Source organism: Klebsiella sp. CN_Kp073 (assembly GCF_040065495.2).
In the GTDB taxonomy this organism is placed as follows: domain Bacteria; phylum Pseudomonadota; class Gammaproteobacteria; order Enterobacterales; family Enterobacteriaceae; genus Klebsiella; species Klebsiella aerogenes.
This window is the reverse complement of record NZ_CM198051.1, coordinates 3,344,155-3,360,219: the sequence shown is the minus strand read 5'-3', so window position 1 is coordinate 3,360,219 and position 16,065 is coordinate 3,344,155. Positions and strand designations below refer to the sequence as shown.

The following is a 16,065-nucleotide window of genomic DNA, read 5'->3' as shown; positions in this document are numbered from 1 at the left end:
CTGAGTTATGGATCACGCGATTTATACCGCGATGGGCGCCGCGCGCCAGACGCTGGAGCAGCAGTCGATTACCGCCAACAATCTCGCCAACGCCTCGACGCCGGGCTTTCGGGCCCAGCTCGCCGCGCTGCGCGCGGTACCGGTTGACGGGCCGAGCCTCGCCACCCGCACGCTGGTGGCGGCCTCGACGCCGGGCGCCGATATGAGCCAGGGGGCGCTGAACTACACCGGGCGCCCGCTGGACGTGGCGCTGCAGCAGGACGGTTTTCTGGCGCTCAGCCTGCCGGGCGGCGGCGAAGCCTATACCCGCAACGGTAGCATTCAGGTTTCGGCCAACGGTCAACTAACGGTGCAGGGGATGCCGCTGCAGGGCGACGGCGGGCCGATTGAGGTGCCGCCGTCGGCGGAAATCACTATCGCCGCCGACGGCACCATTTCGGCGCTGAATCCCGGCGACCCGCCGAACACCATCGCACAGATTGGCCGCCTGAAGCTGGTGAAAGCCGATGCGCGCGAAGTGATGCGCGGCGATGACGGCCTGTTCCGCCTGACCCCGGAAACCCAGCAGCGCCGCGGCAACCAGTTAGCCAACGACCCGCAGGTGCGGGTCATGCCGGGCGTGCTGGAGGGCAGTAACGTCAAGCCGATGGAGACCATGGTCGATATGATCGCCAACGCCCGTCGCTTTGAAATGCAAATGAAGGTCATCCACAGCGTGGATGAGAACGAACAGCGGGCGAATTCTCTGCTGTCAGTAAGCTGATAGCCAGTCGGCCCGCGGCCAAAGGAAATAACCAATGATTCCCTCTTTATGGATTGCGAAAACCGGTCTTGATGCGCAGCAGACCAATATGGACGTGATCGCCAACAACCTGGCGAACGTCAGCACCAACGGTTTTAAACGCCAGCGCGCGGTGTTTGAAGACCTGCTGTATCAGACCATGCGTCAGCCGGGGGCGCAGTCCTCCGAACAGACCACGCTGCCTTCCGGCCTGCAGATCGGTACCGGCGTGCGCCCGGTCGCCACCGAGCGTCTGCATAGCCAGGGCAACCTGTCGCAGACCAACAACAGCAAAGACGTGGCGATTAAAGGCCAGGGCTTCTTCCAGGTGCTGCTGCCGGACGGCAGCCAGGCCTACACCCGCGACGGCTCGTTCCAGATCGATCAGAACGGCCAACTGGTGACCGCCAGCGGTTTCCAGGTGCAGCCGGCGATCACTATTCCGGCCAACGCGTTGACCATTACCATCGCCCGCGATGGCATCGTGAGCGTCACCCAGCAGGGTCAGACCGCCGCCCAGCAGGTCGGGCAACTGACGTTAACCACCTTTATTAACGACAGCGGCCTCGAAAGCGTGGGCGAGAACCTGTACCAGGAAACGGAGAGCTCCGGCGCGCCGAATGAGAGCACGCCGGGCCTGAACGGCGCCGGCATGCTCTATCAGGGTTATGTCGAGACCTCTAACGTCAACGTGGCGGAAGAGCTCGTTAATATGATCCAGACCCAGCGCGCCTATGAGATCAACAGCAAAGCGGTCTCGACGTCGGATCAGATGCTGCAGAAGCTGACCCAGCTGTAATCTTTGATGACGGGCGTCGCCTGCCGCGCCCGTCGCTTTTTTGGTGTAACAAAGGCGATACCCCGTGGTAACCACACATTCGATGGCCACCCTGCCGCGCCAGGGACAACGCTTGCTGGCGGGCATGGTGATGCTGACGCTGAGCGGCTGCGCGTACATTCCGCATAAACCGTTGGTCGATGGCTCGACCTCGGCGCAGCCCGCGCCGCCGCCCGCGCCGGTACCGAACGGCTCTATTTTTCAGGCCGCGCAGCCGATGAACTACGGCTATCAGCCGCTGTTTGAAGACCGCCGCCCGCGCAACGTTGGCGACACGCTAACCATCGTGCTGCAGGAAAACGTCAGCGCCAGCAAAAGTTCTTCCGCCAATGCCAGCCGTAACGGTTCCAGCAAGTTTGGCGTCGCCACCGCGCCGCGCTACTTAGACGGCCTGCTGGGCAACGCCCGCGCCGATATGGATATTTCCGGCGATAACAGTTTCGGCGGCAAAGGTGGGGCGAATGCCAATAACACCTTCAACGGCACCATTACCGTCACCGTTAATCAGGTACTGAGCAACGGCAACCTGCACGTGGTGGGGGAAAAACAGATCGCCATTAACCAGGGCACCGAATTCATTCGCTTCTCCGGGGTGGTTAACCCGCGCACCATCAGCGGTAGCAACTCGGTCACCTCAACGCAGGTGGCGGACGCGCGCATCGAGTATGTCGGCAACGGCTACATCAATGAAGCGCAGACGATGGGCTGGCTGCAGCGGTTCTTCCTCAACGTCTCCCCGTACTAATGGGCGGGCCATTTGCGGTGTTACTGAAAAGAGATTCACATGGTTAAAAAACTCATCCTTGCGCTATTAATCGGCGCGGCCAGCTTACCGGCGACGGCGGAGCGTATTCGCGATCTGGTGACGGTACAGGGCGTGCGCGATAACGCCTTAATCGGCTACGGCCTGGTGGTGGGGCTCGACGGCTCCGGCGACCAGACCATGCAAACGCCGTTTACCACCCAAAGCCTGAGCAACATGCTATCGCAGCTCGGCATTACCGTGCCGCCGGGCACTAACATGCAGCTGAAAAACGTCGCCGCGGTGATGGTCACGGCGAAGCTGCCGCCCTTTGCGCGCGCGGGGCAGAATATCGATGTGGTGGTCTCATCAATGGGTAACGCCAAAAGCCTACGCGGCGGGACCTTGCTGATGACGCCGCTCAAAGGGGTGGATAACCAGGTTTATGCGCTGGCCCAGGGCAACGTGCTGGTGGGCGGCGCCGGCGCGGCGGCGGGCGGCAGCAGCGTACAGGTCAATCAGTTGGCCGGCGGACGCATCAGCAACGGCGCCACCATCGAGCGCGAACTGCCGACTACTTTCGGCAGCGGCGGGGTGCTCAACCTGCAGCTCAATGATGAAGATTTCACCCTCGCGCAGCAGATTAGCGATGCGATTAATCGCCAGCGCGGCGGCGGCACCGCATCGCCGCTCGATGCGCGTACCATTCAGGTACTGGTGCCGCAGGGCAATAGCTCGCAGGTGCGTTTCCTCGCTGAGATCCAGAATATCAACGTTAACGTTGGCGCCATGGACGCCAAAGTGATCATCAACTCGCGTACCGGTTCGGTGGTGATGAATCGCGAGGTGATTCTTGATTCCTGCGCGGTGGCTCAGGGCAACCTGTCGGTGGTGGTCGACCGACAAACCAGCGTCAGCCAGCCGACGACGCCGTTCGGCGGCGGCCAGACGGTGGTCACGCCGAATACCCAGATTTCAATGCAGCAGCAGGGCGGTTCGCTGCAGAAAATCAACGCCAGCGCCAATCTCAACAACGTGGTGCGCGCGCTGAACGCGCTGGGGGCGACGCCAATCGACCTGATGTCTATTCTGCAAGCCATGCAAAGCGCCGGCTGCCTGCGCGCCAAACTGGAAATTATCTAATGGCCAGCGATGTTATGGCGATGTCGGGCGCCGCCTATGACGCCCAGGCGCTGAACGGCCTGAAGCGCGATGCCGCCGCCGATCCGCAGGGCAACCTCAAACAGGTGGCGCAGCAGGTCGAAGGCATGTTTGTACAGATGATGCTAAAGAGCATGCGCGCCGCGCTACCGCAGGATGGCGTACTCAGCAGTGACCAGACCCGGCTCTATACCTCGATGTACGATCAGCAGATTGCCCAGCAGATGTCGCAAAAGGGATTAGGGCTGGCCGACATGATGGTCAAGCAGATGAGCAGTGCCAACGCGGTCCCCAGCGAAACGGCGGGCACCGCGCCGATGGCGCTGGATAATGAGGTGCTGCAGACGCTGCCGAATCAGGCGCTGGAGCAGATGATCCGCCGGGCGGTACCGAAAGCGCCGCCAGCCGCCGCGCCGCTATCGCTAAACAACGGCAACTTCGTTGCCCGTCTGTCAATGCCGGCGCGTGCCGCCAGTGAGCGCAGCGGGATCCCGCATCAGCTGATAGTCGCCCAGGCGGCGCTGGAATCCGGCTGGGGGCAGCGCGAAATCCCGACCGCTGACGGTACCCCGAGCTACAACCTGTTTGGTATTAAGGCCGGGGGCAACTGGAAGGGGCCGGTTACCGAGATCACCACCACCGAATTTGAACAGGGGGTGGCGAAGAAGGTGAAGGCCAAATTCCGCGTCTACGATTCGTATTTCTCGGCGATTGCTGACTACGTCAAGCTGCTGACCAACAACCCGCGTTATGCCTCGGTTGCCGAAGCGTCCACTCCGGAGCAGGCGGCGCACGAGCTGCAGCGCGCGGGCTACGCCACCGACCCGCAGTACGCGAGCAAGCTGGTCAGCGTGATTCAGCAGATGAAGCACGCCGGGGCGCAGGCGGTGAAAGCCTATGCCGCAGATATTAACGATCTGTTCTAGGTTCGAAGGTCGCGCCTTCTCCCGGCTCGCGCTCCCGGTTAATTCTGCTGCGATATGTTTTCCCGGAGGCGGCGCATTGCGCCTTGTCCGGGCTACCACATCGCACAGTGCTGTAGCCCGGTAAGCGGTAGCGCCATCCGGCATAAAAGCGGCTGCGGAATTTTGCAGGCAGATTTACTCAAGTTTTTACTTCTCTGACCGATAACAAGGGCAAGCTGAGCGAATTGACTTGGCAGCATAAGGAACCCTGATGTCCAATAGCTTAATCAATACGGCGATGAGCGGACTGAATGCGGCGCAGGTGGCGCTCAGTACCGTCAGCAACAATATCTCTAACTACAACGTGGCGGGTTATAACCGGCAGACGGCGATTCTGGCCCAAAACGGCGGCCTGGCCACTATGAACGGTTTTATCGGTAACGGCGTGACCGTGACCAGCGTCAACCGCGAATATAACCAGTTCATCACTAATCAGCTGCGCGGCGCGCAGAGCGCGGCCGGTTCGCAGAACGCCTACTACGAAAAGATTTCGCAGATCGATAATCTGCTGGCCAGCAAAACTAATACCCTGTCGGGGAGCCTGCAGGATTTTTTCACCAATTTGCAGAACCTGGTGAGCAACGCCGGCGACGACGCGGCGCGCCAGACGGTGCTGGGTAAGGCTAACGGCCTGGTCAACCAGTTTAATAATACCGATAAATATCTGCGCGACATGGACAGCGGCGTTAATCAGCAAATTAACGACACCGCCCAGCAGATTAACAGCTATAGCCAGCAGATTGCCCGTCTTAACGATGAGATTACCCGCCTGCGCGGCAGCGCCAGCGGCGAACCGAACGCGCTGCTCGATCAGCGCGATCAGCTGGTTAGCGAACTCAACCAACTGGTGGGCGTTCAGGTAACCCAGCAGGACGGCGACGCTTATACCGTCTCCTTCGCCAACGGCCTGACCCTGGTGCAGGGCAACAACAGCTATCAGGTGGAAGCGATCCCTTCCAGCAGCGACCCTTCGCGCCTGACTCTCGGCTATAACCGCGGCAGCGGCGCCAGCGAAGTGCCGGAAGGGCAGATCACCAGCGGCAGCCTGAGCGGCGTGCTGCGTTTTCGCAGCGAGACGCTGGACGGCGTGCGCAATCAGCTCGGGCAACTGGCGCTGGCGATGGCCGATAGCTTTAACCAGCAGCACCGCGAGGGCTTCGATCTCAACGGTGAGCAGGGGGGCGATTTCTTCAGTTTCAGCGGCGCGCGGGTGGTTGATAACACGCGCAATACCGGCGATGCCTCGCTGTCGGTCTCCTATACCGATACCAGCAAGGTAAAAGCCAACGACTACCGCGTGGAGTATGACGGCGCCAACTGGCAGGTCAGCCGTCTGCCGGACAACGTCAAAGTCAACGCCACCGCCGGTAAAGATGCAGACGGTAACCCGACGCTGAGCTTTGATGGTCTCGAAGTCAGTATTGATGGCAACCCGCAGCAGAAAGATAGCTTTACGGTGAAGCCGGTCAGCGACGTGGCGGGCAACCTGAAAGTGGCGATTACCGATTCAGCGAAAATCGCCGCCGCCGGTAAAGATGACAGCGGCCGCGGCGATAACGATAACGCTAAAAAACTGCTCGACCTGCAGACCAAAAACCTGGTGGATGGCAAAGCGACGCTCAGCGGCGCCTACGCCGGGATCGTCAGCGGCGTGGGCAACCAGACCGCCGCCGCGAAGGTGAGCAGCGAATCGCAGTCCAGTATCGTCACCCAACTGGCCCGTCAACAGCAGTCGCTCTCCGGGGTAAACCTCGACGAAGAGTATGGCGAGCTCCTGCGTTTCCAGCAGTACTACATGGCGAACGCCCAGGTGATCCAGACCGCCAGCTCGCTGTTCGACGCGCTGCTGAATATTCGTTGATTGTATTGAGGAACTGACAGCATGCGCATGAGCACCAGCATGATGTACCAACAGAACATGACCGGCATCACCGGCAATCAGTCGCTGTTTATGAAGGCCGCCGAGCAGCTTTCAACCGGCAAGAAGGTGATTAATCCCTCCGACGATCCGCTGGCGGCATCGCGGGCGGTGATGCTGTCGCAATCGCAGGCCGAGAACAATCAGTACACTCTGGCGCGCACATTCGCCCGCCAGAGCGTATCAATGGAAGAGACCGTGCTTTCCGGGGCCACCTCGACGATATCTGATATCAAGGCGCTGATTGTTAACGCCGGCGGCACCGAGAGCGATAACGACCGCGATTCGCTGGCGACCCAGCTACAGGGGCTGAAGGATCAACTGCTCAACCAGGCCAACAGTACCGATGGCAACGGACGCTACCTGTTTGGCGGCTATGAGAATGATAAGCCGCCGTTTGTCGATACTAACGGCAAGATTAGCTATCAGGGCGGCAATAAAACCGTGGAACAGAAGGTTGACGCCAACCGTACGATGACCATCGGCCATACCGGTAATTCGGTATTTATGGCGCTGACCAGCAATCCGAAGCCGGAGCCGGACGGCAGCGCGCCGGTCGCCGATGTGTTCGCCAGTATCGATATTGCGCTGGAGGCGTTGAAAACGCCGCTGCAGGGGGCCGATGACGCCACCAAACAGCAGGTGAACGATGCGCTGGCGAAGGCCAACCGCGGCCTCGATAACTCCTACAACAAGGTATTGAGCGTGCGCGCTGAGCTGGGCAATCAGCTACAGGAGATGGATCAGCTCGATAGCATCGGCAAAGAGCGTGATATGACCAACCAGCTGCAGATGAGCGCCCTGACCGATGCTGACCTTGCGGAATCTATCTCTTCTTATTTTATGCAGCAGGCGGCGCTGCAGGCATCTTATAAAACCTTCAGCGATATGCAGGGCATGTCGCTGTTTCAGATGAATCGCTAATCACGAATATCCACTTTTTCATTTAGCACCTTGGCACCACATCCCGTTCTCTCTGTGTACGCGGGGTGAGGTGCCCTTTTTTTCGGGGGCCTGATTAGGGAAGAGAGTGGGTGGGCTCTCAGCGACAAATTCACCACATCGTAGCGTGTAAACTCAAACCGGATCCCAACCTTCACACCGTATCCTCTTCAGGAGAATCCAGGATGTTTACTCATATGCGTATCGCCAAACCCGTCACCGATCTTGCACGGTCCTGTTTGATGTACTGCCAGGGACTGGGCTTACACAAAATTGCTGAATTCAACGATCACGATGGTTTTAATGGAATAATGTTAGGGCGACAGGGGCTCGGCTGGCATATAGAATTTACCTGGTGCCAGTATCATCCCGTGCAACCCTTGCAGACGGAGGAAGATTTACTCGTGCTGTATTACCCGGATAAGAAGGAGTGGTCGGATGCTTGCGCCAGAATGCGCGAAGCGGGCTTTAACTTGACGAATTCTTTTAACCCTTACTGGGATGTCAATGGCCAAACGTTCGTTGATCCAGATGGCTACAGGGTGGTACTCCAGAATAAAGCGTGGGGATAAAGACTCGCGCCTCAATGCGCTAATTCTTCCTCAGCAAGCCCCAATACGGGGATGTTCATTTAAACAGTCTAATGCCCTTCGCCACAATTTTTTTAAATTCAGGGCATTGCATATGTTCCGGCGCAGTACAGCGGGCAGCGTGTTTTAGCCCCTGGCTTAACAGCTGTAACCGACGAATGGTGTTATCAATTTCCTGCGCGCGCTGCTCAAGCCGTTGGTTATCAATGGCTATCTTGCCGTCAGCGTTAAATATCCCGGCTATTTCAGAAAGCGAAAAGCCGGCGGCCTGTCCCAGCACGATCAGTTCCAGCTTGTTCAGCACATTTTCATGGTACTGCCTTCGCAGGCCATGACGACCAATCGGTTTGATCAAACCTTTCTTTTCATAAAAACGCAGCGCTGAAGGCGTAATGCCGGACAGCGTCGCGACCTCGCGGATATCCAGTTCTTTCATGATTGACTTAAACCTCACTTTAAGTTGCACACTGGTCAACAGAGTAGCATTGGCTCATAAAAAGGAAGAATAAATTGAAGATGATTGTTGCTGTGCAAATTTTGCTGACGGGCCTCGGCGCCACGTTAGTCATGGATTTATGGTCGCTCTTTCAGAAGCATATACTCAAGATTGCGCCGCTGAACTATGCGCTGGTCGGTCGCTGGGCGTTATGGCTTTCGCGGGGGAAAGTGCGGCATAACACCATCGCCGCAACCCCTCCGCTAGAGGGTGAGCGTTTTATCGGCTGGTTATGCCATTATCTGATCGGTATCGCTTTTGCGGCGGTGCCGCTTGTGTTGAGCGGCGCCGATTGGTTTTATGCCCCCACTCTGGCGACAGTGCTGCTGTCAGGGGTCGTAACCTTATTCGCGCCGTTCTTGATCCTGCAGCCCGCATTTGGTTTTGGCGTCGCGGCCTCACGGACTCCCCGACCGTGGCTGGCGCGTTCGCTGAGCCTGGTGGCGCACCTGGCCTACGGCATCGGGCTGTATCTGGCGGCGAGCGCTTACAGAGTTATGGCGATGTCAGCTGATCTTTAATCTCATCAAACAGGGCAATTAAATGATCGGCCACCACTCTGACGCGCCGCGAGTGGGCTAAATCGGAATGCATTACCAGCCATAGGGTTTGGTCGACGCCGATATCCGCATTCACGCACTGCAGGCCATTTTTTCGCGCCATAAAGTGTGGCAACACGCCCAACCCCAGGCCGGCTGAAACCGCCGACAGTTGCGCCAGCAGCGTGTTGGCTTCCACCCGGCACGGCCTGCCGCGAAGCGTCCGAGTTATCCAGCGCGCGGCGGGCAGATGCTGGTGTGATTCTGGCCAGCCTATGTAGTGAGCGTGATTGAACGCGACGTCGGTAGAACCTGCTTGTCCGGTATCGGCGCTGTACAGACCAAACCCCACCTTCCCGAGACGCTTCAGCGTCAGGTTGCCGCTTTCCGGTTTGACCATTCGAATGGCTAAATCGGCATCCCGTCGATGCAGGTTGACGGATTGCACGCCGCTGAGCACCTCGACCCGCAGGTCGGGATATTTTTCCATCAAGCCGTTGAGTGAAGGCAGAATAAAATGCGCCGCCAGATTGTCCGAGGTAGCCAGCCGGACCAGCCCGGCAACATTCCCCTGCAGCCTCGCCGTCTCGCCAAAAGCGAGCCCTGCATGCTCGAGCGCCTCTGCTCGCGCCAGCAGCGCCTCGCCATCATCCGTTAGCCGGTAGCCGCTTTGATGCCGGCTGAAAAGGGGGACGGCCAATGATTTTTCCAGCCGGTCGAGTCTTCTTGACAGGGTTGCGATGCCCATATCCATAGTTTCTGCCGCGCCGCTTAGCGTACCTGAGCGGGCCACAGCCAGAAAAATCCGCGTATCGTCCCAGTTAAAATCTGCTTTCATTATTTTCCATTTTTGGAAAACGGCTCTCCGTTTTCATGGCTGTTTTATCACTTCTCCTGGAATGATACTGCACTGCACCTCAAGAGAAGGCAATAAGCAACGACGCGGAAACTCTAGCGTATCAGGCAAGCCAACTCCTTTTCAGCCATTTTCACCGGGATACAGAAGACATGAACGACCTTGTTTTACAGGCCAACCCAACGCCAATGCGCGCATGGCTCGCCGTAGCTGCGCTGGGCGTCAGCGCATTTTCGATTGTGACCAGCGAACTGGCGCCGGTCGGTATGCTCAGCGCGCTGGCAAACGATTTGCATCAGTCGCAGGCGGGAGCGGGTCTTGCCGTCACCGCTTATGGCTGGGTAGCCGCGCTGGCCGCCTTACTGGCCGGCGCGATCCCCGCCCGGATTTCACGTAAGGCGTTGTTGATTGTGTTGATGTTAATCCTCGCATTTTCTTGTCTGGCGGCGACCCAGTCGCACACTATGCAGACATTTATGACGGCGCGGATGACAGGGGCGCTGGCGCATGGCGCATTCTGGGCGCTAATAGGCACCGTGGCGGTACAACTGGTACCGGTTGATAAACTGGGGCTGGCCACCTCGGTGATTTTCGCCGGTGTTTCGGCGGCCAGCGTGTTGGGCGTGCCGCTATCGAGCTTTATTGCCGACATGGTCGGCTGGCGACAGGCATTCAGCGCGATTTCACTGCTCTCACTAGCCACCGCCGTGGCTTTGCTCTGGACGCTTCCCACGCTGGCGGCTCCGCAGCCGTTGAGGCTGAAGGTTTACGTTGGGATAGTTAAGAATCCGCTACTGCTTTCATTGTTCGGCGCTACAGCCTGCGTTATTTCCGCGCATTTTGCAGCTTTCACCTATCTTGAGCCGTTGCTCACGCAAACCCGAGGTATACCGACATCGGCGATTTCCGCGCTGCTGCTGATGTCAGGACTTTCCGGGCTGCTGGGAAATATCATCGCCGGCAAACTCATCGATCGACATATCAGGTTGCTGATTATGACATCACTGCTGCTCAGCGCAGGCGCGCTGGGGATGCTGGGGATGAAGAGCCTGTCCTCGCTTCCTCTTTGGTTCACCGCGGTATTGCTCGGCATATGGGGCGCGGGCATGGCTATCGTGTTCGTTGGCTTGCAAACCTGGCTGCTACAAAGCGCAGGGGAGGCGACGCAACCCGCATCCGCCTTATATGTCGCTATTTTCAATGCTGCCATCGGCACTGGCGCGCTTGTCGGCGGCCTGGTATCGGCAAGGTTTGGTCTTTCGTCACTGGCATTACTGGCGGCGGTGGCGATGATCTGCGGCATGGCGCTGGTCTGGAAGCTGAAAAGCCCAAGAGCGATATAACGCTTTACTCATCGAATAGTCATCGGTAAATGGACAACGTGAGCGGGTCTGGCAGACGTAAGGTTTGCCAGATATCTGGCTGCGACGGGCGGTGTTATTTTATAACTTATTGAAATTTAATTTGTTTTTGTTTTTTCTCAACGTTCTCCTTCTTTACCGACTTTAAACATCTGTGATTCACCTCTTATTTACATCATTTAAACCAATCGTTAACTGGATAAAAACGCGACAGCCTCGTTATAGTAGTTTTGTAAAATAAAACACGGTTGTACATAGTACAACAAAAGCGAGGTGTTCATGGAGATCGTTACCGCACCGCATCTTGCGGTCAGAAACGAGTGGCTTGCGTTACATCGTGAGGCGCCACTACAACCCGAGCTGCCCATCATTGATGCGCATCATCATCTCTGGGATAGGCAAACCGGACGCTATCTCACCCATGAGTTCAGCGACGATATCCAGACCTCAGGGCATCGCGTTTACTCATCGGTCTACGTGCAATGCCGCTCTATGCTGCGCCGCCACGGGCCGGAAACGCTGAAACCGCTTGGTGAAATCGAGTTTGCCAGCGGGATAGCCGCGATGTTCGCCAGCGGACATTATGCAAACGCTCTCGGATGTGGAGCCATCATCGGCGGCCTTAGCTTGCTGGCGGGCGATGCGATGCAGCCTGCCATCGAGAGCGCGCTGGCTTTATCAGGCGGGCGGTTGCGCGGAATGCGTAATCCACTGGCCTGGCATCCGGATCCGCGGGTCACGTCCAGCCCGGTTACGCCACCAGCAGGACTGGCGCTGAGCGACCCGTTCCGTCGGGGCGCTCTCTGCCTTGCGAAAAATGGATTGTCGCTTGATGTGTGGGTTTACCACACGCAACTGGATGAAATTGCCGAGCTGGCGCGGCACATACCAACGCTTCAGATTGTGCTCGATCACTGTGGCGGGCCAGTCGGCGTTGGACCCTATTCAGAAAGGGATCCAGACATGTTTCAGCAGTGGCGAAACAGTATGCGACATCTGGCGGAACTACCGAACGTATGCGTAAAAATTAGCGGATTTGGTATGACGGTCAGGGGATTTCCCTTCGCAGCGGCAGAAACACCGCCGGATTCGCAAATGCTGGCACAGGCCTGGCAACCGTGGTTTGAGACCATTGTTTCGCTTTTCGGTGCGGAACGCTGCATGTTCGCCAGCAACTTTCCGGTCGATAAAGGCATGTTCAGCTACGGCGTTTTCTGGAACGCCTGCAAACGCCTGGCGCAACAGATGTCCCCTGGCGAACAGGCGCAGTTGTTCTGGCGCACTGCCGCAACCTGTTATCGGTTAACCTCTGTGGAGAATATCAATGACCAGTAAAAGCGAGCTGAATCAATTTACTGCGACTAAATCGACGCCTGACACATTGCCACAACGCGTTGCTGAGAGGCGGACGCTGGCGTTGGGCGGCCTTGGCTGGACATTTGAAAGCTACGACTCCTTCCTGCTTTCGCTGCTATTGCCGGTACTGGGCGTGGTGTTCGGTATTAATAAAACCGAGCTTGGGCTGTTTATCAGCGTCACGGCCGGGGGGCAGATTATTGGCGGGATCCTGTTTGGTTTTATCGCCGACAAAATTGGCCGTGTAAAAACGGCGCTGACCTGTATCGCCATCTATTCACTCTTTTCCGGCCTGTTAGCCTTTACGCACGATCAACAACATTTCGCGCTTTTACGTTTTTGCGGCGCGCTGGGTATGGGCGGAATGTGGACATCGGGCGCGGCGCTGATTGCGGAAACCTGGCGGCCAGAGCGGCGCGCGCGCGGCGGGGCGCTGATGCAAATGGGGTTGCCCGTTGGCGCGATTCTGGCCATCAGCCTGACGGCAATCGTGAGCTCGGTTAATGGCGGCCTGGAGCAGGGCGCATGGCGCTATCTGTTTATGATCGGCGCGCTACCGGTGTTCATTATGAGCGTGGTGGCCTGGTTCACGCCGGAATCGCAGGTTTGGCTTGCTCGTCAACAGGCGAAGGCGACGAGTAGTCAACCTGTCGCGAAGCTGGGTAAACACAATCTGAAAGGTCTGCTGCTGGCCTTTGTCTTTATCTTTTTTATTCAGTATCTGTTCTGGGGCGTATTTACCTGGACACCCACCTATCTGCGAGAAGTAAAACACCTGGATTTTCTGCACAGTCTGAAATTTGTACTTGCGCTGCAGGCTGGGGCCATCGCGGGTTTTCTGGTGTTTTCGGTGCTGGCAGATAAATGGGGACGTCGTCCGATGTTCCTGATTTATCTGTTAACGGGCGCCATTGCCGTCGCGCTTTACCTTGTGACCACGCAACCCTTCATTCTGATGGTGGCGATTTTCATGGCCGGTTTTGGTGTTAATGGTATTTTTGCGGGATCGGGACCCTTCCTTGCAGAAATCATTGGAGACACGTCATCGCGCGGTTTCCTGATGGGGCTTGCCTACAATGGTGGCCGGCTGGGCGGATTTATCGCGCCGCTACTGATTGGCGCCGTCGCCAACGCCGGCGGTTTCACCGCGGGACTGGCGACGACCGTGGTCGCCTTCCTTGCGGCGATGCTGGTGGTGTGGCGAGCGCCGGAAACCAGGGGCATCAAGCTGAAGTAACGTATTTCATCTCTACATCGTTTTCCTGATAAACATAATGAAACCCTGCGAGGAAACAATGACCGATCAATTACCGAATAGCGCTATCGACAACGACGCGCTGGAAAAAGAGACCATGCGGCGGGTTATCTGGCGCATCCTGCCCTTTTTGATTGTCAGCTATCTGGTCTCGATTATTGACCGGGGCAATATTGGTATGGCGGCGCTACAGATGAATGAGGATCTGGGCTTGAGCAAGGCGGCTTTTGGCTTCGCCAGCAGCTTGTATTTTGTCGCCTACTTTATATTTGAAGTTCCCAGCAACCTGGCGATGCAGAAGGTGGGCGCGCGATTGTGGCTCCCGCGGATAATGATCAGTTGGGGCGTGGTATCGATGTGCATGGCGCTGGTGCAAAATACAACCTCCCTTTATATCGTGCGTTTTCTGCTGGGAGCGGCGGAAGCGGGCTTTTTCCCGGGCGTGGTGCTCTATCTTACCTGGTGGATCCCTTCGCGTTACCGTGCGCGCATTATTGCCTCTTTTATGGTGGCCATTCCGCTGGCTAACTTTATCGGTTCACCGCTTTCAGGGTTGATCCTGACGCTGGATGGCTGGTTCGGGTTACGCGGCTGGCATCTGTTATTCATCATTGAGGGGCTGCCTGCGGTGCTGCTGGGGATAGCCGCATTTTTTATCCTGCGTGACCGCCCACATCAGGCTGGCTGGTTGAACGAGCGGCAGAAAGTGTGGCTGGAAAACACGCTTCAGGCAGAGCGCCAACAGCAGAAACAGATCGGTCACATCAGCACATGGCAACTGTTAAAGCATCGCCAAATCTGGCTGATGGCGCTGATATACGCGGGCGCGTCGTCTGCTGGCACCACGCTTAGCGTCTGGTCTCCACAGCTACTGAAGTCTTTCCATCTTGATAACCTGACTACCGGGCTGCTCAATGCCATCCCCTATGGTCTGGCCTCGGTGCTGATGATTGTCTGGGGGCGGAGTTCGGATCGCACCAATGAACGCCGCTGGCACACGGCTCTCACCCTCTTTATGATTGCGGCTGGCGTGTTCGCGGCGTTCATCAATCTGTCGCTGCCGATTACCATTGTTATTCTCAGTACCATATTAATTGGCGCTTATTCGGCGAAGGGGCCATTCTGGGCGTTGGCCTCAGGCTGGATGAGCAACACGTCAGCCGCTGCGGGGCTGGCGGCAATCGGCGCGATAGCCAACCTGATTGGCGGAGTGGTGATGGTGAATGCCTATGGTGTGATTAGCGAACAGACAGGAAGCCATACGCTGGCGATGCTACCGCTGGCTGGATTGTGCCTGGCAGGCGGCATCGCGGTGCTGATCATGGGACGCCGTTACTCGCAGCCTGCCGGTCAGGAAAAACCGGTCACCCATTAATAAGCACAGGCGGGATTTTTCCCGCCTTTTCAACATACGTTATTCTTTTATACCGTAAAACGTTTCGCAGAAGGATTTACTGGCCCCTAACTTGATCGACAGGCGGTTGGCCGTCTCGCGCATTAGCTGGCTGAGGCCGCTCTCTTTACGGTCCGCAGTCAGACGCGATGACGGTCCTGTCAGCGCCAGTGCCGCGATGGGGTTATCGTGGACGCCAAAAACCGGCATCGCGAAGGCGGAGGTGTGCGGATCGCGCGCGCCAGAGGTATAGAACGGAAGCGTTTCTTCGTCTTCCGGCAGCGCCTCACCCAGTCCCCAATGACGTAAAACTTTGCTGATCGCGGAACCGTCCAGTGGGAACTGGCTGCCGGGCAGGTTGCTATGGCGTAATCCCTCTGAAGCTTCGGCGCGGAACAGACACAGTCGTTGCCCGCCCTCTATCACATACCAGCTCGCGCTTTCACTGGAGGCCTGAGACAGCGCCTGCAATTCCGGCTGTACAATTCTCGCAAGCTGAAATGATTGCTCATAAAGCTTGCCGAGATAGAGCAGACGGTGGCCGAGCGTATAGGTGCCATCGTCATGCCGGATAATGTAGCTCATACGCTCAAGCGAATTCATTAAGCGATAAACGGTGGTTTTGTGATATCCCGAAAGCTGGGCCAGCTCAGTTAACGTCAGGCTGTCATTACCGGGACGGAAGCAATCCAGTAAAGCGAGCGCCTTTTCAACGGCAATTACGCCTTCATTCCCCATCATTTTCTCCTTTTGGCCGAACAAAATTGTACCTGAATTTTGTGATTAACATCGTGTTTACATCACAAACACGCTCTCAGCGCTGGCGAAAAGAGAAGCAATGCTCGTATAGTTGTTTTATATAGTACATCTGT

Annotated in this window: 16 protein-coding genes; 13 read left to right on the top strand and 3 right to left on the bottom strand. The window is 57.2% G+C overall.

Going from position 1 to position 16,065, the window contains the following annotated elements; genetic code table 11:
- Window positions 1-7 precede the first annotated feature (7 nt).
- The 8 genes from ABLV66_RS16380 to ABLV66_RS16345 all read left to right on the top strand — a co-directional run bounded on the left by ABLV66_RS16380 (window position 8) and on the right by ABLV66_RS16345 (window position 7,919).
- Entirely contained in the window at window positions 8-763 is a 756-nt protein-coding gene (locus tag ABLV66_RS16380; RefSeq protein WP_047043683.1) for a flagellar basal-body rod protein FlgF, read from the top strand.
- Between the two features lie 34 nt (window positions 764-797).
- Complete coding sequence (gene flgG, locus ABLV66_RS16375) at window positions 798-1,580, top strand: flagellar basal-body rod protein FlgG (protein ID WP_015367325.1); 783 nt, start codon at window positions 798-800, stop codon at window positions 1,578-1,580.
- Window positions 1,581-1,662: 82 nt separating this feature from the next.
- Window positions 1,663-2,364, top strand: coding sequence for a flagellar basal body L-ring protein FlgH (flgH, locus tag ABLV66_RS16370; RefSeq protein WP_348876219.1), 702 nt, complete (start codon window positions 1,663-1,665; stop codon window positions 2,362-2,364).
- A gap of 39 nt (window positions 2,365-2,403) precedes the next feature.
- Window positions 2,404-3,504, top strand: a complete 1,101-nt coding sequence (locus ABLV66_RS16365; RefSeq protein WP_047065469.1) for a flagellar basal body P-ring protein FlgI — start codon at window positions 2,404-2,406, stop codon at window positions 3,502-3,504.
- Window positions 3,504-4,448, top strand: coding sequence for a flagellar assembly peptidoglycan hydrolase FlgJ (gene flgJ, locus ABLV66_RS16360; protein ID WP_047077839.1), 945 nt, complete (start codon window positions 3,504-3,506; stop codon window positions 4,446-4,448). The genes ABLV66_RS16365 and flgJ overlap by 1 nt, the downstream gene beginning before the upstream one ends.
- 250 nt (window positions 4,449-4,698) lie before the next feature.
- A complete protein-coding gene (gene flgK, locus ABLV66_RS16355) occupies window positions 4,699-6,348 on the top strand; it encodes a flagellar hook-associated protein FlgK (protein ID WP_015704937.1) in 1,650 nt (549 codons plus the stop codon).
- Window positions 6,349-6,369: 21 nt separating this feature from the next.
- Window positions 6,370-7,329, top strand: a complete 960-nt coding sequence (flgL, locus tag ABLV66_RS16350; protein ID WP_015704938.1) for a flagellar hook-associated protein FlgL — start codon at window positions 6,370-6,372, stop codon at window positions 7,327-7,329.
- Between the two features lie 203 nt (window positions 7,330-7,532).
- Entirely contained in the window at window positions 7,533-7,919 is a 387-nt protein-coding gene (locus ABLV66_RS16345; protein ID WP_348876193.1) for a VOC family protein, read from the top strand.
- A gap of 55 nt (window positions 7,920-7,974) precedes the next feature.
- Here the strand turns inward: ABLV66_RS16345 and ABLV66_RS16340 are convergent, their stop codons facing one another.
- Entirely contained in the window at window positions 7,975-8,373 is a 399-nt protein-coding gene (locus tag ABLV66_RS16340; RefSeq protein ID WP_020079217.1) for a helix-turn-helix domain-containing protein, read from the bottom strand.
- Between the two features lie 80 nt (window positions 8,374-8,453).
- Between ABLV66_RS16340 and ABLV66_RS16335 the strand changes: the two genes are divergently transcribed.
- Window positions 8,454-8,954, top strand: coding sequence for a DUF2938 domain-containing protein (locus ABLV66_RS16335; RefSeq protein ID WP_512174182.1), 501 nt, complete (start codon window positions 8,454-8,456; stop codon window positions 8,952-8,954).
- On the opposite strand, the gene ABLV66_RS16330 is transcribed toward ABLV66_RS16335, so the two are convergent.
- Window positions 8,929-9,810: a LysR family transcriptional regulator gene (locus ABLV66_RS16330; RefSeq protein WP_045397858.1), complete on the bottom strand. Its 882-nt coding sequence runs from the start codon at window positions 9,808-9,810 to the stop codon at window positions 8,929-8,931. The two genes, ABLV66_RS16335 and ABLV66_RS16330, sit on opposite strands and share 26 nt — an antisense overlap.
- A 170-nt stretch (window positions 9,811-9,980) precedes the next feature.
- On the opposite strand from ABLV66_RS16330, the gene ABLV66_RS16325 reads away from it, so the two are divergent.
- The 4 genes from ABLV66_RS16325 to ABLV66_RS16310 all read left to right on the top strand — a co-directional run bounded on the left by ABLV66_RS16325 (window position 9,981) and on the right by ABLV66_RS16310 (window position 15,175).
- Window positions 9,981-11,171 (top strand): MFS transporter, encoded by a 1,191-nt coding sequence (locus tag ABLV66_RS16325; protein WP_047043673.1) that lies wholly within the window; start codon window positions 9,981-9,983, stop codon window positions 11,169-11,171.
- A gap of 297 nt (window positions 11,172-11,468) precedes the next feature.
- Window positions 11,469-12,524, top strand: coding sequence for an amidohydrolase family protein (locus tag ABLV66_RS16320; protein WP_213797488.1), 1,056 nt, complete (start codon window positions 11,469-11,471; stop codon window positions 12,522-12,524).
- Window positions 12,514-13,782, top strand: a complete 1,269-nt coding sequence (locus tag ABLV66_RS16315) for an MFS transporter (RefSeq protein WP_047043669.1) — start codon at window positions 12,514-12,516, stop codon at window positions 13,780-13,782. Before ABLV66_RS16320 ends, ABLV66_RS16315 begins: the two co-directional genes overlap by 11 nt.
- 58 nt (window positions 13,783-13,840) lie before the next feature.
- Complete coding sequence (locus ABLV66_RS16310) at window positions 13,841-15,175, top strand: MFS transporter (RefSeq protein ID WP_320482618.1); 1,335 nt, start codon at window positions 13,841-13,843, stop codon at window positions 15,173-15,175.
- Between the two features lie 39 nt (window positions 15,176-15,214).
- Here ABLV66_RS16310 and ABLV66_RS16305 read toward each other — a convergent pair whose 3' ends face one another.
- A complete protein-coding gene (locus tag ABLV66_RS16305; protein ID WP_047065455.1) occupies window positions 15,215-15,931 on the bottom strand; it encodes an IclR family transcriptional regulator in 717 nt (238 codons plus the stop codon).
- Window positions 15,932-16,065 lie beyond the last annotated feature (134 nt).

Excerpts from the sequence above, each read along its gene's own strand:
- ABLV66_RS16325 (WP_047043673.1), top strand. The coding sequence starts at position 9,981 with ATGAACGACCTTGTTTTACAGGCCAACCCAACGCCAATGCGCGCATGG.
- flgH (WP_348876219.1), top strand. The coding sequence starts at position 1,663 with ATGGCCACCCTGCCGCGCCAGGGACAACGCTTGCTGGCGGGCATGGTG.
- ABLV66_RS16335 (WP_512174182.1), top strand. The coding sequence starts at position 8,454 with ATGATTGTTGCTGTGCAAATTTTGCTGACGGGCCTCGGCGCCACGTTA.
- ABLV66_RS16330 (WP_045397858.1), bottom strand. The coding sequence starts at position 9,810 with ATGAAAGCAGATTTTAACTGGGACGATACGCGGATTTTTCTGGCTGTG.
- flgG (WP_015367325.1), top strand. The coding sequence starts at position 798 with ATGATTCCCTCTTTATGGATTGCGAAAACCGGTCTTGATGCGCAGCAG.
- ABLV66_RS16320 (WP_213797488.1), top strand. The coding sequence starts at position 11,469 with ATGGAGATCGTTACCGCACCGCATCTTGCGGTCAGAAACGAGTGGCTT.
- ABLV66_RS16305 (WP_047065455.1), bottom strand. The coding sequence starts at position 15,931 with ATGGGGAATGAAGGCGTAATTGCCGTTGAAAAGGCGCTCGCTTTACTG.
- ABLV66_RS16310 (WP_320482618.1), top strand. The coding sequence starts at position 13,841 with ATGACCGATCAATTACCGAATAGCGCTATCGACAACGACGCGCTGGAA.
- ABLV66_RS16345 (WP_348876193.1), top strand. The coding sequence starts at position 7,533 with ATGTTTACTCATATGCGTATCGCCAAACCCGTCACCGATCTTGCACGG.
- flgK (WP_015704937.1), top strand. The coding sequence starts at position 4,699 with ATGTCCAATAGCTTAATCAATACGGCGATGAGCGGACTGAATGCGGCG.
- flgJ (WP_047077839.1), top strand. The coding sequence starts at position 3,504 with ATGGCCAGCGATGTTATGGCGATGTCGGGCGCCGCCTATGACGCCCAG.
- ABLV66_RS16340 (WP_020079217.1), bottom strand. The coding sequence starts at position 8,373 with ATGAAAGAACTGGATATCCGCGAGGTCGCGACGCTGTCCGGCATTACG.
- flgL (WP_015704938.1), top strand. The coding sequence starts at position 6,370 with ATGCGCATGAGCACCAGCATGATGTACCAACAGAACATGACCGGCATC.
- ABLV66_RS16315 (WP_047043669.1), top strand. The coding sequence starts at position 12,514 with ATGACCAGTAAAAGCGAGCTGAATCAATTTACTGCGACTAAATCGACG.
- ABLV66_RS16365 (WP_047065469.1), top strand. The coding sequence starts at position 2,404 with ATGGTTAAAAAACTCATCCTTGCGCTATTAATCGGCGCGGCCAGCTTA.
- ABLV66_RS16380 (WP_047043683.1), top strand. The coding sequence starts at position 8 with ATGGATCACGCGATTTATACCGCGATGGGCGCCGCGCGCCAGACGCTG.